General features: G+C 52.8%; 26 protein-coding genes and 2 pseudogenes. 5 read left to right on the forward strand and 23 right to left on the reverse strand.

All coding sequences use genetic code 11. From position 1 onward, the window contains the following. Window positions 1-16 precede the first annotated feature (16 nt). Window positions 17-739, reverse strand: a complete 723-nt coding sequence (gene nfsA, locus HCH49_RS09380) for a nitroreductase NfsA (protein ID WP_033145041.1) — start codon at window positions 737-739, stop codon at window positions 17-19. 184 nt (window positions 740-923) lie between these two features. On the opposite strand from nfsA, the gene HCH49_RS09385 reads away from it, so the two are divergent. Continuing rightward, the gene (locus tag HCH49_RS09385; protein WP_006809455.1) at window positions 924-1,193 is read left to right on the forward strand and encodes a GrxA family glutaredoxin; all 270 of its coding nucleotides are present in this window, start codon (window positions 924-926) and stop codon (window positions 1,191-1,193) included. Window positions 1,194-1,223: 30 nt separating this feature from the next. On the opposite strand, the gene HCH49_RS09390 is transcribed toward HCH49_RS09385, so the two are convergent. After that, window positions 1,224-1,598, reverse strand: a complete 375-nt coding sequence (locus tag HCH49_RS09390; protein WP_033145040.1) for an inner membrane protein YbjM — start codon at window positions 1,596-1,598, stop codon at window positions 1,224-1,226. A 273-nt stretch (window positions 1,599-1,871) separates the two neighbouring features. Here HCH49_RS09390 and HCH49_RS09395 point away from each other — a divergent pair, with 273 nt between their 5' ends. Both HCH49_RS09395 and HCH49_RS22215 read left to right on the forward strand, forming a co-directional pair. Further along, entirely contained in the window at window positions 1,872-3,557 is a 1,686-nt protein-coding gene (locus tag HCH49_RS09395; protein WP_029739442.1) for an aspartate:alanine antiporter, read from the forward strand. 361 nt (window positions 3,558-3,918) lie between these two features. Then, window positions 3,919-4,518: a GIY-YIG nuclease family protein gene (locus tag HCH49_RS22215; RefSeq protein ID WP_260454055.1), complete on the forward strand. Its 600-nt coding sequence runs from the start codon at window positions 3,919-3,921 to the stop codon at window positions 4,516-4,518. A 25-nt stretch (window positions 4,519-4,543) separates the two neighbouring features. Here the strand turns inward: HCH49_RS22215 and HCH49_RS09405 are convergent, their stop codons facing one another. The 8 genes and pseudogenes from HCH49_RS09405 to HCH49_RS09440 all read right to left on the reverse strand — a co-directional run bounded on the left by HCH49_RS09405 (window position 4,544) and on the right by HCH49_RS09440 (window position 11,412). Beyond that, window positions 4,544-4,759: an ogr/Delta-like zinc finger family protein gene (locus tag HCH49_RS09405; RefSeq protein WP_012016760.1), complete on the reverse strand. Its 216-nt coding sequence runs from the start codon at window positions 4,757-4,759 to the stop codon at window positions 4,544-4,546. 67 nt (window positions 4,760-4,826) lie between these two features. Beyond that, window positions 4,827-5,927: a phage late control D family protein gene (locus HCH49_RS09410; RefSeq protein WP_221702563.1), complete on the reverse strand. Its 1,101-nt coding sequence runs from the start codon at window positions 5,925-5,927 to the stop codon at window positions 4,827-4,829. Continuing rightward, window positions 5,924-6,409 carry a phage tail protein gene (locus tag HCH49_RS09415; protein ID WP_221702564.1) on the reverse strand — a complete coding sequence of 162 codons (486 nt, stop codon included), beginning with the start codon at window positions 6,407-6,409 and terminating at the stop codon, window positions 5,924-5,926. The genes HCH49_RS09410 and HCH49_RS09415 overlap by 4 nt, the downstream gene beginning before the upstream one ends. Next, entirely contained in the window at window positions 6,406-9,210 is a 2,805-nt protein-coding gene (locus HCH49_RS09420) for a phage tail tape measure protein (protein WP_221702565.1), read from the reverse strand. The genes HCH49_RS09415 and HCH49_RS09420 overlap by 4 nt, the downstream gene beginning before the upstream one ends. After that, window positions 9,203-9,322, reverse strand: a complete 120-nt coding sequence (locus HCH49_RS09425; RefSeq protein WP_007848878.1) for a GpE family phage tail protein — start codon at window positions 9,320-9,322, stop codon at window positions 9,203-9,205. The genes HCH49_RS09420 and HCH49_RS09425 overlap by 8 nt, the downstream gene beginning before the upstream one ends. A 14-nt stretch (window positions 9,323-9,336) precedes the next feature. Beyond that, a complete protein-coding gene (locus HCH49_RS09430; RefSeq protein ID WP_073001392.1) occupies window positions 9,337-9,639 on the reverse strand; it encodes a phage tail assembly protein in 303 nt (100 codons plus the stop codon). 54 nt (window positions 9,640-9,693) lie between these two features. Beyond that, window positions 9,694-10,209: a phage major tail tube protein gene (locus HCH49_RS09435; RefSeq protein WP_007848874.1), complete on the reverse strand. Its 516-nt coding sequence runs from the start codon at window positions 10,207-10,209 to the stop codon at window positions 9,694-9,696. Window positions 10,210-10,218: 9 nt separating this feature from the next. Further along, window positions 10,219-11,412, reverse strand: a pseudogene (locus HCH49_RS09440) (phage tail sheath protein). A 291-nt stretch (window positions 11,413-11,703) separates the two neighbouring features. Between HCH49_RS09440 and HCH49_RS09445 the strand changes: the two are divergent. Continuing rightward, entirely contained in the window at window positions 11,704-12,696 is a 993-nt protein-coding gene (locus tag HCH49_RS09445; RefSeq protein ID WP_221702566.1) for an acyltransferase family protein, read from the forward strand. A 56-nt stretch (window positions 12,697-12,752) separates the two neighbouring features. Here HCH49_RS09445 and HCH49_RS09450 read toward each other — a convergent pair whose 3' ends face one another. The 7 genes and pseudogenes from HCH49_RS09450 to HCH49_RS09475 form a co-directional block, all read right to left on the reverse strand. Then, window positions 12,753-13,352 carry a tail fiber assembly protein gene (locus tag HCH49_RS09450; protein ID WP_221702567.1) on the reverse strand — a complete coding sequence of 200 codons (600 nt, stop codon included), beginning with the start codon at window positions 13,350-13,352 and terminating at the stop codon, window positions 12,753-12,755. Then, window positions 13,352-13,807, reverse strand: a complete 456-nt coding sequence (locus HCH49_RS22380; RefSeq protein WP_409410444.1) for a phage tail protein — start codon at window positions 13,805-13,807, stop codon at window positions 13,352-13,354. Before HCH49_RS22380 ends, HCH49_RS09450 begins: the two co-directional genes overlap by 1 nt. Then, window positions 13,796-14,473, reverse strand: a pseudogene (locus HCH49_RS22385) (phage tail protein); the annotation flags it as partial. The gene HCH49_RS22380 and the pseudogene HCH49_RS22385, both read right to left, overlap by 12 nt. Continuing rightward, window positions 14,470-15,075 carry a phage tail protein I gene (locus HCH49_RS09460; RefSeq protein ID WP_045408863.1) on the reverse strand — a complete coding sequence of 202 codons (606 nt, stop codon included), beginning with the start codon at window positions 15,073-15,075 and terminating at the stop codon, window positions 14,470-14,472. The gene HCH49_RS09460 and the pseudogene HCH49_RS22385, both read right to left, overlap by 4 nt. Then, a complete protein-coding gene (locus tag HCH49_RS09465) occupies window positions 15,068-15,976 on the reverse strand; it encodes a baseplate assembly protein (RefSeq protein WP_221702568.1) in 909 nt (302 codons plus the stop codon). The genes HCH49_RS09460 and HCH49_RS09465 overlap by 8 nt, the downstream gene beginning before the upstream one ends. Continuing rightward, the gene (locus HCH49_RS09470; RefSeq protein ID WP_221702569.1) at window positions 15,963-16,322 is read right to left on the reverse strand and encodes a GPW/gp25 family protein; all 360 of its coding nucleotides are present in this window, start codon (window positions 16,320-16,322) and stop codon (window positions 15,963-15,965) included. The genes HCH49_RS09465 and HCH49_RS09470 overlap by 14 nt, the downstream gene beginning before the upstream one ends. Next, on the reverse strand, window positions 16,319-16,897 hold the full coding sequence (locus HCH49_RS09475; RefSeq protein ID WP_221702570.1) for a phage baseplate assembly protein V: 579 nt from the start codon (window positions 16,895-16,897) through the stop codon (window positions 16,319-16,321). The genes HCH49_RS09470 and HCH49_RS09475 overlap by 4 nt, the downstream gene beginning before the upstream one ends. Before the next feature lie 110 nt (window positions 16,898-17,007). Here HCH49_RS09475 and HCH49_RS09480 point away from each other — a divergent pair, with 110 nt between their 5' ends. After that, complete coding sequence (locus HCH49_RS09480) at window positions 17,008-18,084, forward strand: hypothetical protein (RefSeq protein ID WP_221702571.1); 1,077 nt, start codon at window positions 17,008-17,010, stop codon at window positions 18,082-18,084. Window positions 18,085-18,113: 29 nt separating this feature from the next. On the opposite strand, the gene HCH49_RS09485 is transcribed toward HCH49_RS09480, so the two are convergent. From HCH49_RS09485 to HCH49_RS09505, 6 genes are read right to left on the reverse strand one after another with little or no spacing between them, the layout of a single operon-like run. Beyond that, window positions 18,114-18,560, reverse strand: a complete 447-nt coding sequence (locus HCH49_RS09485) for a phage virion morphogenesis protein (protein ID WP_221702572.1) — start codon at window positions 18,558-18,560, stop codon at window positions 18,114-18,116. After that, on the reverse strand, window positions 18,553-18,984 hold the full coding sequence (locus HCH49_RS09490; protein WP_221702573.1) for a phage tail protein: 432 nt from the start codon (window positions 18,982-18,984) through the stop codon (window positions 18,553-18,555). Before HCH49_RS09490 ends, HCH49_RS09485 begins: the two co-directional genes overlap by 8 nt. Continuing rightward, complete coding sequence (gene lysC, locus HCH49_RS09495) at window positions 18,947-19,195, reverse strand: Rz1-like lysis system protein LysC (protein WP_260454119.1); 249 nt, start codon at window positions 19,193-19,195, stop codon at window positions 18,947-18,949. Before lysC ends, HCH49_RS09490 begins: the two co-directional genes overlap by 38 nt. Continuing rightward, complete coding sequence (lysB, locus tag HCH49_RS22220) at window positions 19,080-19,505, reverse strand: Rz-like lysis system protein LysB (RefSeq protein ID WP_260454056.1); 426 nt, start codon at window positions 19,503-19,505, stop codon at window positions 19,080-19,082. Before lysB ends, lysC begins: the two co-directional genes overlap by 116 nt. Then, the gene (locus HCH49_RS09500) at window positions 19,502-20,017 is read right to left on the reverse strand and encodes a lysozyme (RefSeq protein ID WP_221702575.1); all 516 of its coding nucleotides are present in this window, start codon (window positions 20,015-20,017) and stop codon (window positions 19,502-19,504) included. The genes lysB and HCH49_RS09500 overlap by 4 nt, the downstream gene beginning before the upstream one ends. After that, window positions 19,998-20,213, reverse strand: a complete 216-nt coding sequence (locus HCH49_RS09505) for an HP1 family phage holin (RefSeq protein WP_221702576.1) — start codon at window positions 20,211-20,213, stop codon at window positions 19,998-20,000. The genes HCH49_RS09500 and HCH49_RS09505 overlap by 20 nt, the downstream gene beginning before the upstream one ends.

Consider the following 20,213-nt stretch of genomic DNA (forward strand, 5'->3'; position numbering starts at 1 on the left):
GCGCAGGCGGAATGGACTATCGCGTCGCCCAGCCCTGTTTGTGCAGGTAATCAAGAATAAACGGGCGGTTTTCTTTAATGATGGTGCGACGAATATGGTCAGTCCAGGTATCCCGACGGTTATTGCTGCCGCGCGTCAGGTAGTAGTTCGCCAGCTCTTCATCATATTGATTCAGGACGTCCTGATCGACCGGCTGGTAGTGGTTTTCGTGCACCAGCATGGCGGCAGGAATACGCGGCTTCAGATCCGGGTTATCCGCAGGCCAGCCGAGGCACAGGCCGAACAGCGGCAGGACGTGTTTTGGCAGCTTCAGCAGCTCGGTCACGCTTTCAATGTTGTTACGCAGGCCACCGATATATACGCCGCCTAATCCCAGCGACTCCGCCGCCGTAAAGGCGTTTTGCGCCATCAGTGCGGTATCCACCACGCCCAGCAGCAGCTGTTCGGCCAGCCCCAGCTCGGCCTCAGGGCAGATCTGCAGGTGGCGGTTAAAGTCGGCGCAGAACACCCAGAACTCCGCGGCCTGGGCCACATGCTTCTGTCCGCCGGTCAGCGCGACCAGCTGTTCACGCATGGCCGGGTCGGTAATGCGGATAATCGAGCTGCACTGCAGAAAGCTGGAGCTGGAGGTCGCCCTGGCGCTGTTAATAATCGCTTCGCGCTGCGCCTCGGTAATCGGCTCGTCGGTGAAGTGGCGAATGGAACGGTGGGATGTGAGCAGGTCTATGGTTGGCGTCATCTTGTCTCTCTTTGTCTTGCTTAAACCGTATGGCAGCCAGTATAGGCAATGATTTGCGCGGTGTAATTGGCGAAACATAGCCTTACTGTATCAAAGCGACAGGCGAAACCTTCTTTAATGGCGACAGGTTATCGGGCACTATATGTCCTATTCGCCGTCAGGCTTGTTTTTTGAGGAGAGAGAAATGTTTGCAGTAATTTTTGGTCGTCCAGGGTGCCCTTACTGTGTGCGCGCGAAAGAGCTGGCTGAGAAACTGACCGAAGAGCGCGATGACTTCAACTTCCGCTACGTGGACATCCACGCGGAAGGCATCACCAAAGCGGATCTCGAAAAAACCGTCGGCAAGCCGGTTGAAACCGTACCGCAGATCTTCCTCGATCAGAAACACATCGGCGGTTGCACTGACTTTGAAGCTTACGCCAAAGAGCATCTGGGCCTGTTTGCCGCCCAGTAATGCGAAGACGCCCTCACCCGGAGGGCGTTTTTATTTGTGGTGCCGTCGATGCTTAATCAGGCTGCATACAAACAAATAGCACAGCGCGCCGAGGGCGCACCAGAAGACGCCGCTCAGCAACCACGCCATCTCCTGCCAGAAACTTCGCGTTGATACATACAGCATGCGCATCAGCAGCAGACACAGCGGTGCCGCCAGCATTGCGCCAATAAGCGGCTTGACCACCTCCCCTTTACGGGAAAGAAAACTGGCTGCCGCTCCCGGCAGGGTAAAAAAGAGCAGCCCCAGCTCCGGGTGTCCGGCAGCCCTGAATGCCCCCTTCACATTAAAAGCGAGCGACATGCACACGACGGTAAACAGCAAAAAGCAGCTGATCACCCCCGCCCAGTTTCGTTTAATGTTCAAACTATCCTCCTGACTTATCTCTATCAAATACACCTTCGTCGGGTAGACGCCCAGTCAGATAAAGCAATGCGGCAATCCTTGCCAAAGTACGCACAGGGTGATGCGATAATAGGTAGCTGTCAGTAGCTAATACGATTAAACTATCGGCCAGCTAATGTTTTAGGGAATAAATTAGGTAACAGGGAGGGTTGAACACGTTCCCTGGCTCAGAAAACAGTAGCCCAAATAGTCCTTTCATTCAACAACTTACTGGTAAACAAGAAGTTAGCCTCCGTGAATATAAACGTCGCAGACTTGTTAAATGGGAATTACATCCTGTTATTATTTGTGGTACTGGCGCTGGGCCTCTGCCTGGGTAAATTGCGCCTGGGTTCAGTTCAACTTGGTAATTCCATTGGCGTTTTAGTCGTCTCCTTATTATTAGGCCAGCAGCACTTCAGCATTAACACGGACGCGCTCAACTTAGGTTTTATGCTGTTTATTTTTTGTGTTGGCGTGGAAGCGGGACCGAACTTTTTTTCAATTTTCTTCCGCGACGGCAAAAATTATCTGATGCTGGCGCTGGTGATGGTCGGCAGCGCGCTGCTGATCGCGTTAGGGCTGGGTAAACTGTTTGGCTGGGATATCGGGTTAACGGCCGGTATGCTGGCAGGCTCCATGACCTCCACCCCCGTGCTCGTGGGTGCCGGTGATACCCTTCGCCATTCCGGCATGGCCGGCGCACAGCTCTCTACCGCCCTCGACCACCTGAGCCTGGGCTATGCCCTGACCTATCTGATTGGTCTGGTGAGCCTGATCGTCGGCGCGCGCTACCTGCCAAAACTTCAGCACCAGGATCTGCAAACCAGTGCCCAGCAAATCGCGCGCGAGCGCGGCCTGGATACCGATTCCAAACGTAAAGTCTATCTCCCGGTGATCCGCGCCTATCGCGTCGGGCCAGAGCTGGTGGCATGGGCTGACGGCAAAAACCTGCGCGAGCTGGGGATTTACCGCCAGACGGGCTGCTATATCGAACGTATCCGCCGCAACGGCATTCTGGCGAACCCGGACGGCGACGCGGTGCTGCAGATGGGCGACGACATCGCGCTGGTGGGTTACCCGGACGCCCACGCCCGTCTCGACCCGAGCTTCCGTAACGGCAAAGAGGTGTTCGATCGCGATCTGCTCGACATGCGTATCGTCACCGAAGAGATCGTGGTGAAAAACCATAACGCCGTGGGCCGACGTCTGGCGCAGCTGAAGCTGACCGACCACGGCTGCTTCCTCAACCGCGTGATCCGCAGCCAGATTGAGATGCCGATCGACGATAACGTCGTGCTCAACAAAGGCGATGTTTTGCAGGTCAGCGGCGACGCGCGACGCGTGAAAACCGTTGCCGACCGCATCGGCTTTATCTCCATTCACAGCCAGGTCACCGACCTGCTGGCCTTCTGCGCCTTCTTTATCGTTGGCCTGATGATCGGGATGATCACCTTCCAGTTCAGCAACTTCAGTTTTGGCATCGGTAACGCCGCCGGGCTGCTGTTTGCCGGGATCATGCTGGGCTTCCTGCGAGCCAACCACCCAACCTTCGGCTACATTCCGCAGGGCGCGCTGAACATGGTGAAAGAGTTTGGTCTGATGGTGTTTATGGCGGGCGTCGGCTTAAGCGCGGGAAGCGGTATCGGCCACAGCCTGGGCGCCGTCGGCTGGCAGATGCTGGTTTCCGGACTTATCGTCAGCCTGGTGCCGGTCGTTATCTGCTTCCTGTTCGGCGCCTACGTGCTGCGCATGAACCGCGCCCTGCTGTTCGGGGCGATGATGGGCGCGCGTACCTGTGCGCCGGCCATGGAAATCATCAGCGATACCGCGCGCAGCAACATCCCGGCGCTGGGGTATGCGGGCACGTACGCCATTGCCAACGTGCTGCTGACGCTGGCGGGTACGCTGATCGTTATCATCTGGCCTGGACTCGGATAACTCCTAAGTTTGCGCGCGGGGAAAATTATTTTCGTTACGCGCAGAACTTTTTTATCAGGGGGCAGTCATAACTAGTGCCACTGCTTTTCTTTGATGTCCCCAATTTGTGGAGCCCATCAACCCCGCCGTTTTGGTTCAAGGTTGATGGGTTTTTTGTTGCCTGAAATTTACCACCCATAAAATCAAACAGTTACATAACCACTTTCCCATGTATGGCGACAAAGTGGCGACAACACTAAAGCACGTCGCAAAAACCTGACTTCAATTCCCCCTGATTTTTCGCCCTCCTCACTACTAAAAACCATCGATTCCTGGCAACAAATGAATAAAATCAAAAAAAATAGTCAGCAAGGAAAGTCGAATGTTCGATTTTTACCCTGAGAAAACCTACAGCAGAACGGAAGTCATGAGTCCGCCTTCTCCGGTTCCAGCGGTGAACGGTATTTATTTTTGGTGGTTTAAAGAAATCCCTCCGGGAGTTCCTGCAGAGGGCTGCATAACATTTGACGATTACACTTTGCTGTATGTTGGCATCTCACCAGACCAGCGTGGGAAACCCAACAGTCGTTCGAATTTAAGGAAGCGTATCAAAACGCATTACAGCGGAAATGCTGCTGGCTCCACTCTTAGACGCATACTTGGAGTGCTACTAAGCCGAGAAAGCAGCTTTCCCCTGCGCCGGGTTGGATCTGGCTCCAGAATGACATTCACTCACCCAGGCGAGCAGTGGCTTGATGCCTGGATGGAAAAGAATGCCAAAGTTCACTGGATTCCTGTCGAAGCACCATGGGAACTTGAGGACACGCTGATCGCATCGATTCCCCTCCCCTTGAACATTCAGGGAAATGCTCATGACTTTAGAATGACGCTTTCGGGAATGCGTAGTCAGGCTGCAGCAGAAGCAAGATTGATGGAGATTGCTGATGAAAGGGGTTTCAGAAGAAGACTAATGGCGCAGTAATAAAAACTACGCCTATAGTCTTGGATCAGTAAGCTAGTTGTTCCTGCATTCCTTTCGGATGAGGCGGCGCGGCGCTGATTTTTTGCGGACGGCACACGGATCGCACAAAAGTTTCATGCGTCACGAACGTATGTCCGCACTCAATATTGGTGCACTGGTTGTATCGTTCTTTGGTTTCGCTGGAAACCTGAAAGCTACTGCGTGTATGCGCGGCCTGACCGCACATCGGACAATTCATCATTTCGTTCGGCCCTCACTCTTAACCAGTTCGCAATAATGATACATTATTGTTCTCATTTTGAAACTAATCATTCAATGTCGAACTCATCTATTTTCACTTCGAGTTCCAGACTGGTCGTAAATCCGTTATCCGGGCTGACGGTATGCGTCAGAGTGGTAATGGTCCATTCGCCAGCATCAATTGGCTGTTTAAACCCGCTCACCTTCACCGGCATTTCGGTATACAGATCAGCCCTTCCCTCTGCGAGCTGCAGGGAGAAGCTTGCAACCCCGCGCTGCAGACGTTCCCACTGCATCTTTGCCGCTCGCTCTGCATTGCTGCGGTTTGCATAAGTTCTGTTGAGTACCAGCACGTTTTCATACGTCCCAACCAGGTAATTTCCCTGTTTTGCTTCCGGCTCCTTTGCCGTGGCGGTTTTCTTTCGACGGCGCTTTACCTTTGCTGTCTCTTTTTTCTTTGGCTCACGGGTATGGAGCCAGCTGGCAATCACCCCCGTATAGGCATCGCGATCTGCCAGGGTAAAACGATGACCGTCACCGGCCTGGCGGGTTATGGTGATAACCGGTAGCGGCTTACCGCTTGCCGTTCTGCCCTGCCCCTGGCGGATAAACAACAGATTTCCGTCCTTGACTGAGGCTATCGCCCCATACTGCCGCGCCAGCTTCATCAGGAAACTCGTATCGCTCTCGTTGGTTTGGTCAAGATGATCCATAGGCTTGTCCATCAGGTCCCGCCCCAGCGCCATCTTTAATTTATGCCTGGCAGCTATTTCCTTCACCACTTCACCCACCGTTATCTGGTGCCATGATTTTTCACGCCGCGTGTTCAGGGTTTCACGGAAATCTGCGCTACGTGCTCGAATTGTGAGACGGTCAGGCGCGCCGCTGTGCTCAATCTCATCGACAGTAAATCCCCCTTTCGGAAAAAGCGGCTGGTCTTTCCACCCCAGCGCAAACTGAATAATGGCCCCACGACGCGGCAGAACGATTTGCCCGTCCGAGTCGTCCAGCTCCAGATCAAGCTGGTCAGCTTCAAAGCCCCTGTTATCCGTAAGCGTTAGACTCATCAGGCGCGAATCCAGTACGGTTGTGACATCCTTGCCTTCAATAATGACGCTGAAACCCGGCGTTTTACTGTTCAGGTTCGTGAGATCAGAGGTGAAATTCACTGCAGTAACCCTCCCACCGTATTTTTAATATTCCCTATCGCTGAGGTGGCTGTACCCTGCAAATTGCTGAGCTGATCGCTGAGGCTGCCGAACATATCAGACAGCGACTCATCCACCCGTTTCAGCGTCAGCGTGAATTCAATACGCCGCGGCATCCCGCTTTCAAAAAATTCAGTTTTGGTCTGACTCAGGCTCTCGATCACAAACATGCCGTAAATCGTCCCGCTCCCCTCAATCAAGGGCCACGACTTACCCAGCTCCGCCATCTGCTCAAGGGCCAGCAATGACAGCCTGCCGCCGGTGATTTCCGGTAGCAGGACGCCGGACAGCGTCAACGAATCGTTATCCGGCCCAAGAAACTGTGTAGATGGGCGCCGGTTTACCCGGCTGTTAGTGGCATGCCGCCAGCTGCGCTGATACTGCAGCTCCTGATACGGCACGGTGCGCAGCATGAATACGTACAACCCCAGCACCATCATCATGATTCATACCCCCCTCGATCACTGAAATTGCTGCGCGCTTTTGCCCTGGCCCTGCGCTCACGATCATCAAGCTGCCGCGACACTTCGCGGGCAATATCCTGTGCGCTCTGCCCCGGCTGGGCGTTGATATGAATAGGCGCGTTAATTTCATAACGAATTGCCTGCGGCGCACTGGCGGATTTAGCTGACTGGCTTTGTTTGTACTCTTTAGCTGGCAGGCTATATGGATGCAGCTGCGAGGCTTCAGCAGGAGCAGCTGCCACACCCATGACGCCCGCAACAACGGAAGCCAGTGCAGCAGTCCGGCGCCTGCTGGTCACATTAGCCGGACCGTTCACAATCTCCGGGCCATTCTCCCCGACTATGCCAAACTGACCGCGCGGAATAACACCACCGCTGTCATACAGCCCTGCAAACGGAACAGAAGCAGCTGCGGCACCACCAACAACCTGAACCTGAGTATTACCCGGCGCTTTATTTTTCCCTGTCATCCAGTCAGGCAGATAATCGGTAACGGAAGCCAGTTTGCTCTTGAGTGCTTCCCACTTCGCATCGATACCATTCAGGATGTTGTCAATAATGGCGCTGCCCATATCCTGGAATTTAGCCGGTAGCGCACCGACATCTGAAATAATGGCATTCCACTTGTCACTGATCGTCTTCCGGACACTGGCCCACGCCTCAGACACACCGGCTTTAATAGTTTCCCAGTTTTTTGCTATAAGGCCCGGTAGTGTGTAATTGAAAAACAGGTATTTAATACTTTCCCAGGCATAGCTTACGGCTTGTTTAATCCATTCCCACGCCGCCGTGGTGGCAGCGCAAACCTCATCCCAAATGGCTTTAAACTTTGGCCCAAGCGTGCCCCAGTTTTGCCAGATGTAAATCGCTCCTGCGGCTATCAGAGCAATAACGGCCAGAATGGGGTTGGCAAACATCAGGCGACCCAGCCACAATATCCCGCTACCTACCCCCTTTAGGGCTTTAGTGATAAGCCCAAAGGCACCACCGCCTTTGATACCCAGAATAGAAAACTGCAGGCGCATCAGCGCCAGCGGGCCAAGCACAACCGACACTGCCAGCATGACCGTACCCAGAACCCCTGTAATCGCCGCCAGTGCCGCCATTACTTTCAGCAATGAGCCAGCCAGCTTCGGGTTTTCCTCCACCCAGCGGCGCAGCGTCCCCGTGACCTTTTTCACGTAATTCATGATATCCATCAGCGGCTGGCGAAGGGTTTCACCCAGGCTACTGAACGCGTTCTGCGCGCCAGTTTTCACAAGCAACCACTGCGCGGAAAGTGAATCCTTATTGATATCGGATTCTTTCTGCATGGAGCCGTTAGCCTCAGAGCCTGAGGTGAGTTTCAGCTGTCGCTGCAGCTCCGGCAGGTTGTTTGCAAGCTTCGCAGCATCATCGCCAAATTCCTTGCCGAATATCATCGTCATGGCGGACAGGCGTTTATCCTGCGGCAGCTTGTTGACCTTCTCCAGCACGCGCTGAATGGTCCCCATTGCGTCCTTTGTCATCTGCTTTTCAATCTCTTCTGGATTGAGTTTCAGCAGATCCATACCTTCCATGAACCGCTTGCTCTGCATGGTCGCAATCGACAGTTCGCGCACCATGGCATTCGATGCACTGGCAGCAATTTCTGGCGCAGCGCCAAGAGACAGGAACGTTGAACCCAGCGCGGCCGCCTTGCGGAAATCAAGCCTGTCAGCCACGCCCCCCATACGCTGCAGCACGTTGATAACATCGCCACCCTTTGACATGGCGTTATCGTCCAGGTAGTTCAGGGCATCGCCAAGCTGTTCAATATTTCGGGTGGGCACTTTATACAGCTGTGCGATTTTACCCAGACCTTCCGCCAGTTCATCAGCGGGCAGCTCAAAGGCGGTTGCGGCTTTTGCTGCCGTGGATGCAAAGGCCAGCAGGTCACGCTTCCGGTCTTCGTAAGGATCATTCTGATTTGTCACACCCATACGCGCGCCACCTTCAACCAGTGCGGCATAGTCAATAGCGCCATTCTCCATCGGCAGCTGCTCACTGGCGGCCTTGATGGCATCCTGCATATCGTAATACTGTTTTGTCCGGTTGCCGTTGTCGTCCCGCAGACCGTTCACCTGCTTTGCCACCCCTTTCATGGCATCTTCCATGCTGGCATAGCTTTTCACGGCGGCCATGACCGGCGCCCCCATCGCCAGCCCGGCTGCAGAGGTAGTTGCTCCGGCGCCAGCAATACGATCCCTCACCTCAAGGCGGCGGGAATACTGATCGCGGACAGCATGCATTCGCGCCTGTTGCGCGCCAAGACGTTTAAGAGATTTTTGCTGACGGTCCAGAGCCTGCCGGGTTTCGTCGGCGTTCTGCCGCAGCTCCCGCTGCGCACTACTCAGCTTTTTGGTGTCCAGCCCGGCCTCATTGAGCGCAAGACGCTGACGCTGCACAGACTGACGCAGACCGTTGTATTTGCTCTGCAGCTCGTTAACGCGGTTTTTTGCCTGCTCAAGCAGACGTGCCTGCGCCGCCGTCGGGCGGTTAGTGGCCGAGAACTGCTTGGCAAGCTTCGCCGCTTCTTCGCGTGCGGCTTTAAGACTGTTGCCGGTGACGGCCAGCTGCGCGCTTGCCTTGCGGAAACCGTCAATGCGGCCCGCCTGGGCGTCCAGTTCTTTTAATCTTGCGCGGCTTTGCTGAATGGCGGTAGCCAGCTCTTTAGAACTGGCCTGCGCGGATCGGAATGGGCGGGTGAGCTTATCAACCGCATTTAGAATTACCTGCAAACGCAGGTTAGTGTCACTCATCGCTGGCCCCGCTTCTCTGAATCGCTTTATGCCGCCACTCCAGCACTTCGGTCAGCGGCATAACGTCAGTGACGGACGGCGGCCAGTGAAAAATGGTGGCGATATCAGCCACTAGGTCTTCTACCGTCAGGCTGTCGGCAAACCGGCAAGCACCGATTTCTTCAACAAAAAAGTGACCACCTCAACCGAAAGCGCGGTGAGATCGGCAGGGTCCAGCTCTGCCATTTCCTGTGCGGTCAGCGCCGGGGTGGAAATGCGGGGAATAATCGTCATCATCGCGCCGACGTCCATATCCATGATCGCCTGCAGACGGGTGCCACGCAGCGCGCCGGACTGCGGCTTGCGCAGCACAATTTCGGTAATTTCGGTTTTACCGCGCTTGATTGGGGTATCCAGCTGTACGGTTTTTTCAGTCAGTTGTTCGCTCATCGTCATATCCTGTTATTAAGGTACTGGCGCGGCGGCCCGCGCCTTTAAAGTGGATCAGAGGCCCAGGGCATTGCGGTGCTCTTCCATCAGGTCCACGCCATCAACGATTTCAATCATGTTGATCACATCAACCTCATAGAGCACCTCGCCGTTGATGGTCAGCTTCGCGTAACTGTTGGTGCTGCTGACTTTTGTGGTGTTGCTCTCGCCGGTTTTCCATTCGCCGGAATCGACTTCTTTATGTCGCCCGCGCACAACCAGCTCAACGGCCTGCACTTCGCCGGTATCGTCACGCTGAATGGAGCCGGTGAAACGCAGCTGGATGCCGTCAACCGTGGCTTTACCCATCTGCTTGAATAACAGCAGTTCGGTGCCACCGATTGAAAATTCCGTGTCCAGTGCGCCATCATCCAGCCCCAGATCAACATCCGCCGAACCGGGCATACCGCCACCGCGATACTTTTCAAACTTGCGGCCGAATTTAGGCAGGGTCAGAGATTCAACGATCCCCTGATAGTTGTTCCCGTCGTTAAACAGGTTCAGGTGTTTTAACTTGCGTGGTAATGCCATATTGCCCCCTTATGCGCTGATCTTGCTGGCAAAATCCATTAGGTATTTGTCGGTAATGCGCTGACGCAGCATCAGGTTTTCCAGAGGCGGTACCGGCGTATAGTCGTAGTCAATGGTGAGCTTCCCGGCTTTCAGGGAGTCTTTATCGTTGACGGACTCATCCAGCCAGCAATCTGCGCCGATGAGGTACCCCTGACTCACCAGGCTGCGCATTTTGGCCCGGATACCTTCGATAATGTCGCGCGCCAGCGACGGGTTAAGCGGTTTGTCCACGGCCCACATGTGTGCTTCTGCGATGGTGTCAGCCAGTACCTGCGCGGTGCGGGTGTAGTTTTCAAAGGCAAACAGAGGATCGTCACTGAGGCAGCGGGAACCCCAGAAGCGAAAACCGTCTTTGCGGATCAGCGTGGTGACATCGTTCTGGTTCAGCAGCCCCGCATCGGTTGCCGGGTCCTGCAGATCCCAGAACACATCGGCTGAAATTCCGGTGACGCCGTTCACGCCCACGTTGGACAGGGATTTGTGCCAGCCTGTCTGTTCGTCAATTTTGGCACGCAGGCCAAGCGCACGGGCTGAGGCGTAAGCCGTTGCGTCAGCATTCAGCATTCAGCATTCAGCATTCAGCACAGTGTCAAAACTGATGAAATCAGGCCAGATCAGCATCCCCTCGCGCTGGCTAAAATTCTCACGGTAGGCTATCGCCTCAGCTACCGTTTTACAGCCGTAGGCTGACAGATAGGCGAAACCGCGCAGACTCTGCGCCACGCTCAGCAGCTCAGTAGCAACCGCCTGCGTGTCGTGCCCTGGTACGCCAAGAATACGCGGCTTAACGCCGAGCTGGGACTGCGCAGATAACAGTGCCTTCATGCCTGTTTTTTTACCGTCGGCTGTCACGCCACCGATAATGTTTGAGGTTGTCTCCGCTTCGGTTTCACCCTGTGCAACGCGCACAACTACGGTCACGGGTTTAGCCTGATCGGCAATTGCATCCAGGGAGCGGGCCAGCGTGCCGGACTCGCCTGCTTTACCGCTGGCGGTCAGCACGTCGGTAAGCAGTACCGGTTTATTGAGAGGGAACACGGACGCATCTGCATCATCGCCGGTACAGACCATACCGACAATTGCCGTGCTTACTGTTGAAATAGGGCGGGTGCCATCGTTGACCTCAACGACGCGCACACCGTGGTGATAATCCTGAGCCATACGGCGAACCCTCCGGTGTTTAGGTTTCGCCCTATGGTGAAGTGAATAGGCCGCGCAAACAGCTTCGCGGCATTGTCCCCTAAATCACACAATACGCCCGCGCGTATATGAAGTTTGTCAGCCGGCAGAAGATAAGCTTCCAGCTCTTGTACGGACAGAAAGGACATAATTGATATGCACGCCTTTTCAGCTTCGCTGATACTCACCCTTGCTACTTAATCAAGCATCAGTAGCAACTAATTCAGTAATAATGATATGTTATAGTCTGGCTGGTTTTTTTGGTAATTGAATATGCTCCTTAACTCTCAAGATAGACAATCGATTGATACCATTAAAGGTATGTTGATTTTTTTAGTTGTTTTTGGTCATATGCTGGAGTCAAATTTAAACAACGAATATTTCAAGCATATATACAGCTTTATATATACTTTTCATATGCCACTATTTGTATTTATTTCCGGTTTTTTATCGAAGGGCAGCAAGGATATAAATATTGAAAAGTTAATCAATGGTGTAATTCTCCCTTTGGTAATATTCAATGTGCTTTATGAAGCTATAAACCTCTTAAAAAATGGAAGCTTCTCTGGTTATTTTTATCTTGCAGCACCATATTGGTTAATGTGGTACTTGCTTAGCTTATTATTCTGGAAAATAATTTCCCCATTTATTTTGTCAACTCAACACCCGCTTATCATTGCAATTGCAATCTCTTTGCTTTTCCAGTATTTAAACTTCAATGGCTTATCATTTTCTGCAATGCGAACATTTACTTTCCTACCTTTCTATATCATGGGTTGTTTAGCATTCAAGCATTCACTGCATATTAAAAAACCATCTACGCGCATTACGTTAATTACTCTTATAACCGCCTTAGCATGCCTTGCATTCGTTTCCAAAAACGCCTCAATTCCTTTTTTGTATGGCTCAAGTGGTTTTAATTCCTTAGGACTTAACAATTCTCACTTTTTAGGCTACAGGCTCTTAAGCTATTTAGGTGTTGCTTTATTGATAGCATCCATATTTTATCTACATCCATCACTATCATTTTTATCACGCCTTGGTGGGTATAGTTTATCTATATATCTAATGCATGGATTGTTCATCAGAGAGCTTTCTGCATTCTTACTAAACAACACCCCGCAAAGTATATTGTTAGCAACACAAATACTAGCATGTTGCATAGTCTGTTACATGCTTTCATTGAGAGCAATCAATGGACTGTTAACAACCATTTTTGATAAAGCAGTTTCACTAATTTGCAAGGGTGAGAATCTGGCAAAATGAACGTTAAAAACCCGGTAATTTTGTTCTACTTCCAATTTACCGGGTTTGATTTTTTCTTAATCTTGTGGCTTCTCAGGCCAGTCTATATCTGGTACGACAGTTGGATCTATCGCCTGCAACTCTTTAATGTAGTTTAGCCATTTTATCAAGTTGACTTTATCTTGATCGCTGATAACTCCTAGCTGTAGTTCAGTCTGCCAAATGCTTATCTCTGTCCTGGCTTTATTCAATAAGGCGGCTTTCTGCTGTTCTGCGGCTAACACCTCTGACGAATGCTTCGCAGCGATATCCGTGAGCCATTCACTACCATTCCACTTATCAAATGGAGTAAAAGGTGGCTGCGTAGTGGTCCCTCTTGGGTAATCGCCTGGCGCCGTAATTACCAAAGCCTCACCTGTTTCGATACTGTAAACAGTTTCACCGCGATGATCAGCAAGATACTCCCATCCAGAAAAGTCCTTAGTTCGACAAATTGCAAATCCTTCTTTATTTTCGAAAGGCAGATCAATGCATGAGTTAGCCGGTATACCAACCCCAACAGCCAAATACTCAACCGCAGAAGAAATATATTCTCGCGTCTCGCCATCGTAGTTATATACCGTAACATTCCCTGCCGAACTGGCAACTTTATCTTTGTTCAAAATAGCCTGAGCCATTACGCAGCCCTCACAATATAATTGAATGCAACGTTGCGCGGTCTGGTTTCAGTTGATGATCGAGCAACCAGCGATGAGTCGAATAATAAATCTACCCCTTGGTAATTTGGATCCTGTGCGGTTGTATTTCCATAAGTTGCTATCCCACGCTTAAATACACCAGTAACAATAGAAGTGCTGTTATTTATAAAACCTGTCGCAGCGCCATTGCTTGCAGTACCTGTCATTTTCTGCAGCGCATCAAGCTGAGCTGATAGCACTCCCCTGCTAACATCCACCCCACGCCCATCATCCCAACCACGTATAAACTCACCGCGCAAATCTGGCAATTTAAGGGCAGGATAGGCAAGCGCCAGCTTTGGATATAGCTCAGCAATAAACGTAGCGCCATTGCATTTGAGCCACCCCGCAGGAGGTTTAGCAGAAGGCCATGGAATGTGTATACCGACAGGCAATGCAGAACCTTCCCCTAAACCGAGGTATTCGAGAATGGCCGCAACGGATTTTCCTGACAAGGCTGTCAGCGTATTATCCAGAGGCTACTTGTTCGCCATGGCATTAGTCAGGCTGGCTTTTGTAGCATATTGTGAATGCGGATCAGCTGCCGCAAGATGTGCCGCCATCAGCTCATCCACATACACCTTAAGCTCCAGTACCTTATCATCCACGTATTTACGGGTAGCGAGCACCACGGAAGGATCAATTTTCAGCGTAATGTTATCGGTGCTGCTGGTAATTAACACCATGCGCACTGTCTGCGTGCGCCCGCTGCCCTCTGCCAGCTGCGGCTTGTAGCTCTCCGGGCAGTTACCGACAGCAATCAGCGCGCCGGTTTCATCAAACAACCCAACTTCACGAATCCACCAACCGCCCTCTGTTTCGGGTATCACTTGCTCAGCGATCACCTGGCTGATGTTCTGCGGATCGATATACAGCATATTCAGAGCTGCACGGCGTTTTTCACCGACCAGCTTTGTCTGTTGTGCGTTTGGTGTTGGCAGCACGCCGCCGCCATCCCCCACCGCCATCTGTGTAATTTTCAGCGGAACACCGAGCGCGGCGGCATTTGCCAGTTTCGCCGCGCCGATATCCGTCAGCAGGGTATAAAATTTTGCGCTCATGGGTTCACTCTCATTGTGTCAATAACATGGACGGCGCCGCCCTCGTAGGCAGAACCGCCGGAAATGATGGTTTCATTGATATACGGGTAAATCGTGATTTCTTCGCCGCTATAGGTGGCAGCCCCCACAAAATATGGCCCGCTCGTCTGCAGATTTATGGACATGCCGATCAGATGCCGGCTGCAGGGTTTGGCGTCACCAATCAGGCGCTCCAGCTCCAGATAGGTTTCCTCTGTTATGCCCTGGTCCTGCACCCCAATATCCAGGCGAAACGTGCCCGGCGCCTCGCCGGTCTGCCACCATTCAATGATGCGGATCAGAAAGCCGAACGGCTCCACCACACGCCGCACAGCGCTGGTTGTGCCCTTGTGCTGATGGATATAGAACGCATCCTGCACCACGCGGCGCTTCACGCTCTCCGCCCATCCTTCGTCCCAGCGATCAACCGAAAAGGCCCACGCCAGATACGGCAGAAACTTGACCGGGCATGTTGCCGGGTTCCATAAATCGCGCAGCGGCACCTGCAGATCGGAAATTCCGCTGCAGGTCTGCGCCAGGCGGCGCTCAAGCGGCGATGAACCAGGAGGAAGCAGACTATTCATCCGTTCCCCCGTTGGTTACGCTCCATTCCGTACATGAAGCGGCTTGTGTCTTATCCAGCACCACATCAGCGAGCGGCGAGGCCAGCTCAACACGTTGCACACCTTCAACATGCAGCGCGGCATAAATAGCACTGCGGCGAATATCGCGCCCCAGCCTCGTCTGGCTGGCGATATATTTCTGCAGGCTGGCCTTTGCCGCCTCCATCACCGGCTCAGCTTCTGGCCCCGGGTAAAGAAAGATCGTTGCATCCACGCTGTACGGAATAATTTCAGCGCTGCGCACCGTCAGACGGTCAGCAACCGGCCGCACGTTCTCACTGTTAAGCGCCTGTTCAACCACCGCCAGCAGGTCCGCCGCCGCTGTTCCGTCGCCCTCACGGCTCAGTACGGTAAGCACCACCTCCGCCGGTGCCGGGCTGGTTGCGCTGGCGTCAGCGACTCGTCCGTCCGTGCTTTTAGCGTGAAACTCATAAGCCGCTGTCGGTCCCGCAACGGACAGCCCCTCAAATGCAGCAGGAACACGCAGGCGCAACGCCTCGTCACTTTCCATTACCGCTGCGACCGGCGGCACCGCGTCGTTATCAGCAGGTGTAACCGTCAGCCGCTTCACGTTGTAGTTGGCCGCCATCTGATCGAGATCGCCGCCCATGGCATAAGCCACCATGACCGCCTGCGCCGCCTCATTGATACGCTGGCGCAGCAGGATTTCCCGGTACGTATTTTCCTGCAGTTGTTTGGTGATGGGTTCAGATTCCAGCTCAAGCGTTCGCCTCACCGCGTGCTGCTCATCTGCCGGATACAGGGCCACAAAGGCGGCCTTACGCTCAGCCAGCAGGGATTCAAAGTCCGGCACGTCAACGATTTGCGGTGCGGGGAGCTGGGAAAGGTCAATGACTGCCATTGTCTGCTCCGGTTGATACCGAAAGAGAAACAGGCGCGCCGTTATTGCGCTTCCCGGTTAGCTCAACCACCATGGAGCCGTCAAAGCTGCTGTTGATGGTGATGGAACCCAGCGTAAGCCGAGGCTCCCAGCGACTCAGCGATACGTAAACAGCCGCCATAATCTGCAGGCGCAGCGCCGGGTTCTGGGGCTGGTCAATCAATGCTGACAGCAGGGAACCATATTCCCGGCGGGCTATACGGCTTCCCTGGGGAGTCAGCAGAATATCCCTGACCGACTGCCGCAAATGGTCTGCATCAGAAATGGCTTTGCCATTGCCCTGATTCATACCGATATACAGCGTCATACTGGACCTCCCGATGTATCGCCGCCGGACTTAACACCGGTATGACCGTGTTTATCGACTACGATCCCGTTAGAACTCATGGCGCCGCCGCCCTGGGTGACGCCACCATTGATCACCACCTCGCTGTTTATGCGCGTGTTGCTTGCTTCCACTACAAACTCCCCCGTTTTCAGGGTTATGTTATCTGCCGCCTCGATCACCATGGATTTGATACCCCGCACATGCCAGCGGCCGGTCACGGGTTCATATTCAAACCATCCACCGTCCGGGTATTCCGTTACGCAGCCGTCCTCTGAGTCCGACGGCGGCGCAAACTGGTTGGAATAGATCGCAGGTAAGGCAAAAGCGGTTTCCAGATTGCCGCCCATACTCAGAACCACCACCTGCTCATCCGGCGACGGGCACCACCATGTACGGGCACCGCCTGCGCGCAGTGTCAGCCAGTTAATCCAGTTGGTTTCGAGATCGCCCACCTTCACCCGGCACAGCCAGTTATCCCGGTCCACTTCGGTCACGGTGCCGGTGCGGATCAGGTTGGTGATGAGGCGCATGATTTCTGTGAGTTGTGTGTTCATTTTTTTATAATGGCAGCGACAAATACTTGTAGTAAGATTCCCAAAATGTATGATTGGTGGCACAACGAATATTTAATTAGGCAAAATGAACAGCTTCCATAGGAAATCATATGTCCTTAAATGAAATTTTACGTACCTATATAAACAGTTCGCATTTCCTCACTTACAAAAGAGCAGAGGAAATTTCCAAAGAAGCAGATGAACCAAGTTTTATAAGTTCATTTATTGAAAACCATCGAGTACTTCAAGATATGCTGAATGACGCGCAACTTGATCGTCATTTTATTATCGATGCAATCTATACTCACCAGTCACCTAAAGTAAAACCATCGGATTGTGAAAAATCCGTTGAGATTGCCGATCTTCTCATAATCAATGTTCACCACAACATCCCCAACATTCCACCAATGGGTAATGCGATGCTATTCCAGGCAAAACGGAACTTGCATGCACGTACTGGCTCATTAGCACACGATACCGAAGCCATACAATTTTATTTATATAACAAATGGCCTACCTTTAAATTCTCAACCAGAAAGAACGAATTCGAAGCGTCTGTAACACAATGGGATTTTTCTAAAACAGATAGCAGAGAACATTCAAAATACATCCTGATCTATAAAGGCCAGGCCTTCAATAACAAAGAACTTTCGCTAACTTCAGAATTTTCCAAGTCAGGCTTCTATAATTCTTGCGCATGGAACACAGCAAAATGTGAAGATGAAGAAAGCTCTGCAACGGATGGGTTATTCTGTAATGAAGATTTTTCAAGCACACTATCATCAATAATAAACACTAGTGCAGGGCGATTTTTCAACACAGGTAACAATTCACCTAATGACCATTGGTCTTTATTCATTCATGCGATGCTGGGCTTAGCTGTAAATAAGTCATATTGCTATAATTTATCGAGACAAAACAGAGTAAATTGCCCTAGAGGCGTTAAGGTTTATAACTCTTTCAGCCGAAACATTCTATCATTAGCATTTCAACATGAAGTAATGAATTGCATATCTGGCATGCACAATGAATTTAGAATAACAAATTCCTTACTACACTCTCTTAGTGGGGACACTCCACCTCCGCATAGTGATGGCGAATATGAATTCGAACTTCCACCATCGCATCCATCCATTATGATTATAAATAGTTTTAACAAAGAGAACTATTTACTAAATCATTACTAAGAAAAGCATGTCTTCATAAATTAATGACATCAGTGCGCTAGCCAGCGCATCAGAATATCAAGAGTCAGAGTGTTTACTTCGCTGTTGACACCGAGTAACCGTCGCTCAGCATAACGTACCTCTCCCCCTTTACGGCTTACACGATCACGTAAGCCGTAATGATGTACTCGCGCAATACGCTGCACCTTCCCTGCAAACTGCACACTGGCCGACTCCGCGCTGGCTGCAGTTTTCAGATATTTCGCCGTGCGTAGCTTCGCAAACATCTGTCGCTTGATGCGCCCCTTTTTAGTCCTGGCCGTAACCTTTCGCGGCTCGTATCCGCTGCCGTCCGGGTTGCGCTGCAGCCGGATGTTCTGCTGCTGATTCCGGCGCAACTCCTGCGCCAGCTCCCGCATCATGCGCTGACGTGCGGCAGGTTCAAGATTCGCCAGCAGCGCGGCCAGCCTGGCGTCCACTTTATGCAGATTATCCACGTTTCACCGTCCACATTTCTTCGGGCTCGTCAGGTTCTGGCTCTGCATCAACCGTTGAGATAGCGCCGTCGGTGCTGACCAGCACGCGCTCCGTCAGCTGCAGGTTCAGGCTGATATCGCATACGTCGTTGCGCAGAATATCCACCTCAAAGGTGAACAGTTTTTCACGCAGGTCGGGGTTATTAATGGCATCTGTCTGATTCGCTTTCAGCCACAGTAGCACCGGGGCCATCAGCAGATTCTGGTCACCGCTGAAATCCTCGATCACCACGTTCAGGGTGTAGCGGTATTCCCATGACATGGACCGCGCGCCGGTTGCCACCAAAGAACCGTTGTCCACGAACAGATGCACCTTGTCCGGGTTATCGCGCACGTAGGGCACCGCCTTATTCAGGGCGCGGCGTAAGGACTGCGGCTTGTTCACTGTTTCGCTCCTGACACGCCACTATCGTGTCCACTTTGTCAGCGCAGACCGCCCAGGCGGCCTCGGTTTCATCCAGCATCGCGTTCAGATCGCCGTTAGTGCGCGGCGCTGACGGGGTCAGACTGCACGGCGTCACTCTGGGACAGCCATTGACGGTAAGCTGCACCTCCAGCGAGGGCCGGACGTTCCCGCAGCCGGATAATGTCAGCAGGCAAAGGAGTGTCAGCCCAGCGGCGTAAATCCTCGTTTTCACGTTTTAACTCCTCGATCCGATGCTGCCGATGACGCAGCAGCGCGGAGGTTTGCTCCGCCGACGCATAAAGCCGCATCTGCTCCCGGCTGTTGGTTTCGGTCAGAATGGACATGCCGATCAGCTGGCTGTTTTTCTTCGCCAGTACCTGCGTTTTGGTTTCCAGCGTTTCGCCCTGAGTTTCGATGGTGTGGCGGGCGTTGTTGAGCCGCCACGACTGCCAGCCCAGCGCCACCAGTAGCAGCAAAAAAACCGCCAGCGTGCGCGTCATACGCCCGCGCCTTTCAGGCACCAGGCCATTTCACGCGCGCGGCGGTTATCCAGCCCCTGATTAAACGCGCCTTTGACGTACACCCAGCGCGGCAGCTGGCGGCAGGCGTCCGCCCAGCGCTTTTGATTGAGCAGTTTCACCAGCGTGGAGCTGCAGGCATTATTGCTGCCGACGTTGAAGGCAAACGACACCACGGCGTCATAGACCTTTTGCGGCACCGGCGGCACGACGCACTTCTCCAGCGCCCTTTCGACAATCAACACATTGTTGATAAGCCCCTTCGCCGCCTGCCGTTCCGTGATGGTTTTGCCGGGCGTCACGCCGGACGTGTTGCCGATGCCGTCGGTCCAGATGCCTGCGCTGCACTGGTACGGCTGCAGGCGGCAGCCCTCGTAATCCGCAATCAGTTTCAGGCCATCCAGCGAGGTGTGGAGGGTCTGAAAGCCCGGCAGCGTGGCGGCGATCGTCAGCACCACGCCGACCAGGCAGCGCTTAACGATTGATGGAGTCATACGCCTCCCGTGAGAGCTTTCCGTCACGCAGCAGCTGGAAAGTTTTGTGTTTGTAGTACCAGTTGATCAGCAGCATCAGCACGCCGATCAACACACCGCCCACCGTGGAGGCATCCTTGATGGACAGGTCCCCCATCCATGCCAGCACTGCGGCGATGAAATACGTGATAAAGGCGCTGATTCGTTCAAGCGTCAT

The sequence above is a fragment of the Enterobacter sp. Y17 genome, assembly GCF_019730495.1.
Taxonomy (GTDB): Bacteria; Pseudomonadota; Gammaproteobacteria; order Enterobacterales; family Enterobacteriaceae; genus Enterobacter; species Enterobacter asburiae_B.

Excerpts from the sequence above, each read along its gene's own strand:
- HCH49_RS09475 (WP_221702570.1), bottom strand. The coding sequence starts at position 16,897 with ATGAACACACAACTCACAGAAATCATGCGCCTCATCACCAACCTGATC.
- HCH49_RS09505 (WP_221702576.1), bottom strand. The coding sequence starts at position 20,213 with ATGACGCTTGAACGAATCAGCGCCTTTATCACGTATTTCATCGCCGCA.
- HCH49_RS09500 (WP_221702575.1), bottom strand. The coding sequence starts at position 20,017 with ATGACTCCATCAATCGTTAAGCGCTGCCTGGTCGGCGTGGTGCTGACG.
- HCH49_RS09465 (WP_221702568.1), bottom strand. The coding sequence starts at position 15,976 with ATGGCAGTCATTGACCTTTCCCAGCTCCCCGCACCGCAAATCGTTGAC.
- lysB (WP_260454056.1), bottom strand. The coding sequence starts at position 19,505 with ATGACGCGCACGCTGGCGGTTTTTTTGCTGCTACTGGTGGCGCTGGGC.
- HCH49_RS09460 (WP_045408863.1), bottom strand. The coding sequence starts at position 15,075 with ATGAATAGTCTGCTTCCTCCTGGTTCATCGCCGCTTGAGCGCCGCCTG.
- HCH49_RS22215 (WP_260454055.1), top strand. The coding sequence starts at position 3,919 with ATGTTCGATTTTTACCCTGAGAAAACCTACAGCAGAACGGAAGTCATG.
- HCH49_RS09385 (WP_006809455.1), top strand. The coding sequence starts at position 924 with ATGTTTGCAGTAATTTTTGGTCGTCCAGGGTGCCCTTACTGTGTGCGC.
- HCH49_RS09420 (WP_221702565.1), bottom strand. The coding sequence starts at position 9,210 with ATGAGTGACACTAACCTGCGTTTGCAGGTAATTCTAAATGCGGTTGAT.
- nfsA (WP_033145041.1), bottom strand. The coding sequence starts at position 739 with ATGACGCCAACCATAGACCTGCTCACATCCCACCGTTCCATTCGCCAC.
- HCH49_RS09470 (WP_221702569.1), bottom strand. The coding sequence starts at position 16,322 with ATGACGCTGTATATCGGTATGAATCAGGGCAATGGCAAAGCCATTTCT.
- HCH49_RS09450 (WP_221702567.1), bottom strand. The coding sequence starts at position 13,352 with ATGGCTCAGGCTATTTTGAACAAAGATAAAGTTGCCAGTTCGGCAGGG.
- HCH49_RS09435 (WP_007848874.1), bottom strand. The coding sequence starts at position 10,209 with ATGGCATTACCACGCAAGTTAAAACACCTGAACCTGTTTAACGACGGG.
- HCH49_RS09415 (WP_221702564.1), bottom strand. The coding sequence starts at position 6,409 with ATGATGATGGTGCTGGGGTTGTACGTATTCATGCTGCGCACCGTGCCG.
- HCH49_RS09430 (WP_073001392.1), bottom strand. The coding sequence starts at position 9,639 with ATGAGCGAACAACTGACTGAAAAAACCGTACAGCTGGATACCCCAATC.
- HCH49_RS09445 (WP_221702566.1), top strand. The coding sequence starts at position 11,704 with ATGCTCCTTAACTCTCAAGATAGACAATCGATTGATACCATTAAAGGT.
- HCH49_RS09480 (WP_221702571.1), top strand. The coding sequence starts at position 17,008 with ATGTCCTTAAATGAAATTTTACGTACCTATATAAACAGTTCGCATTTC.
- HCH49_RS09405 (WP_012016760.1), bottom strand. The coding sequence starts at position 4,759 with ATGATGAATTGTCCGATGTGCGGTCAGGCCGCGCATACACGCAGTAGC.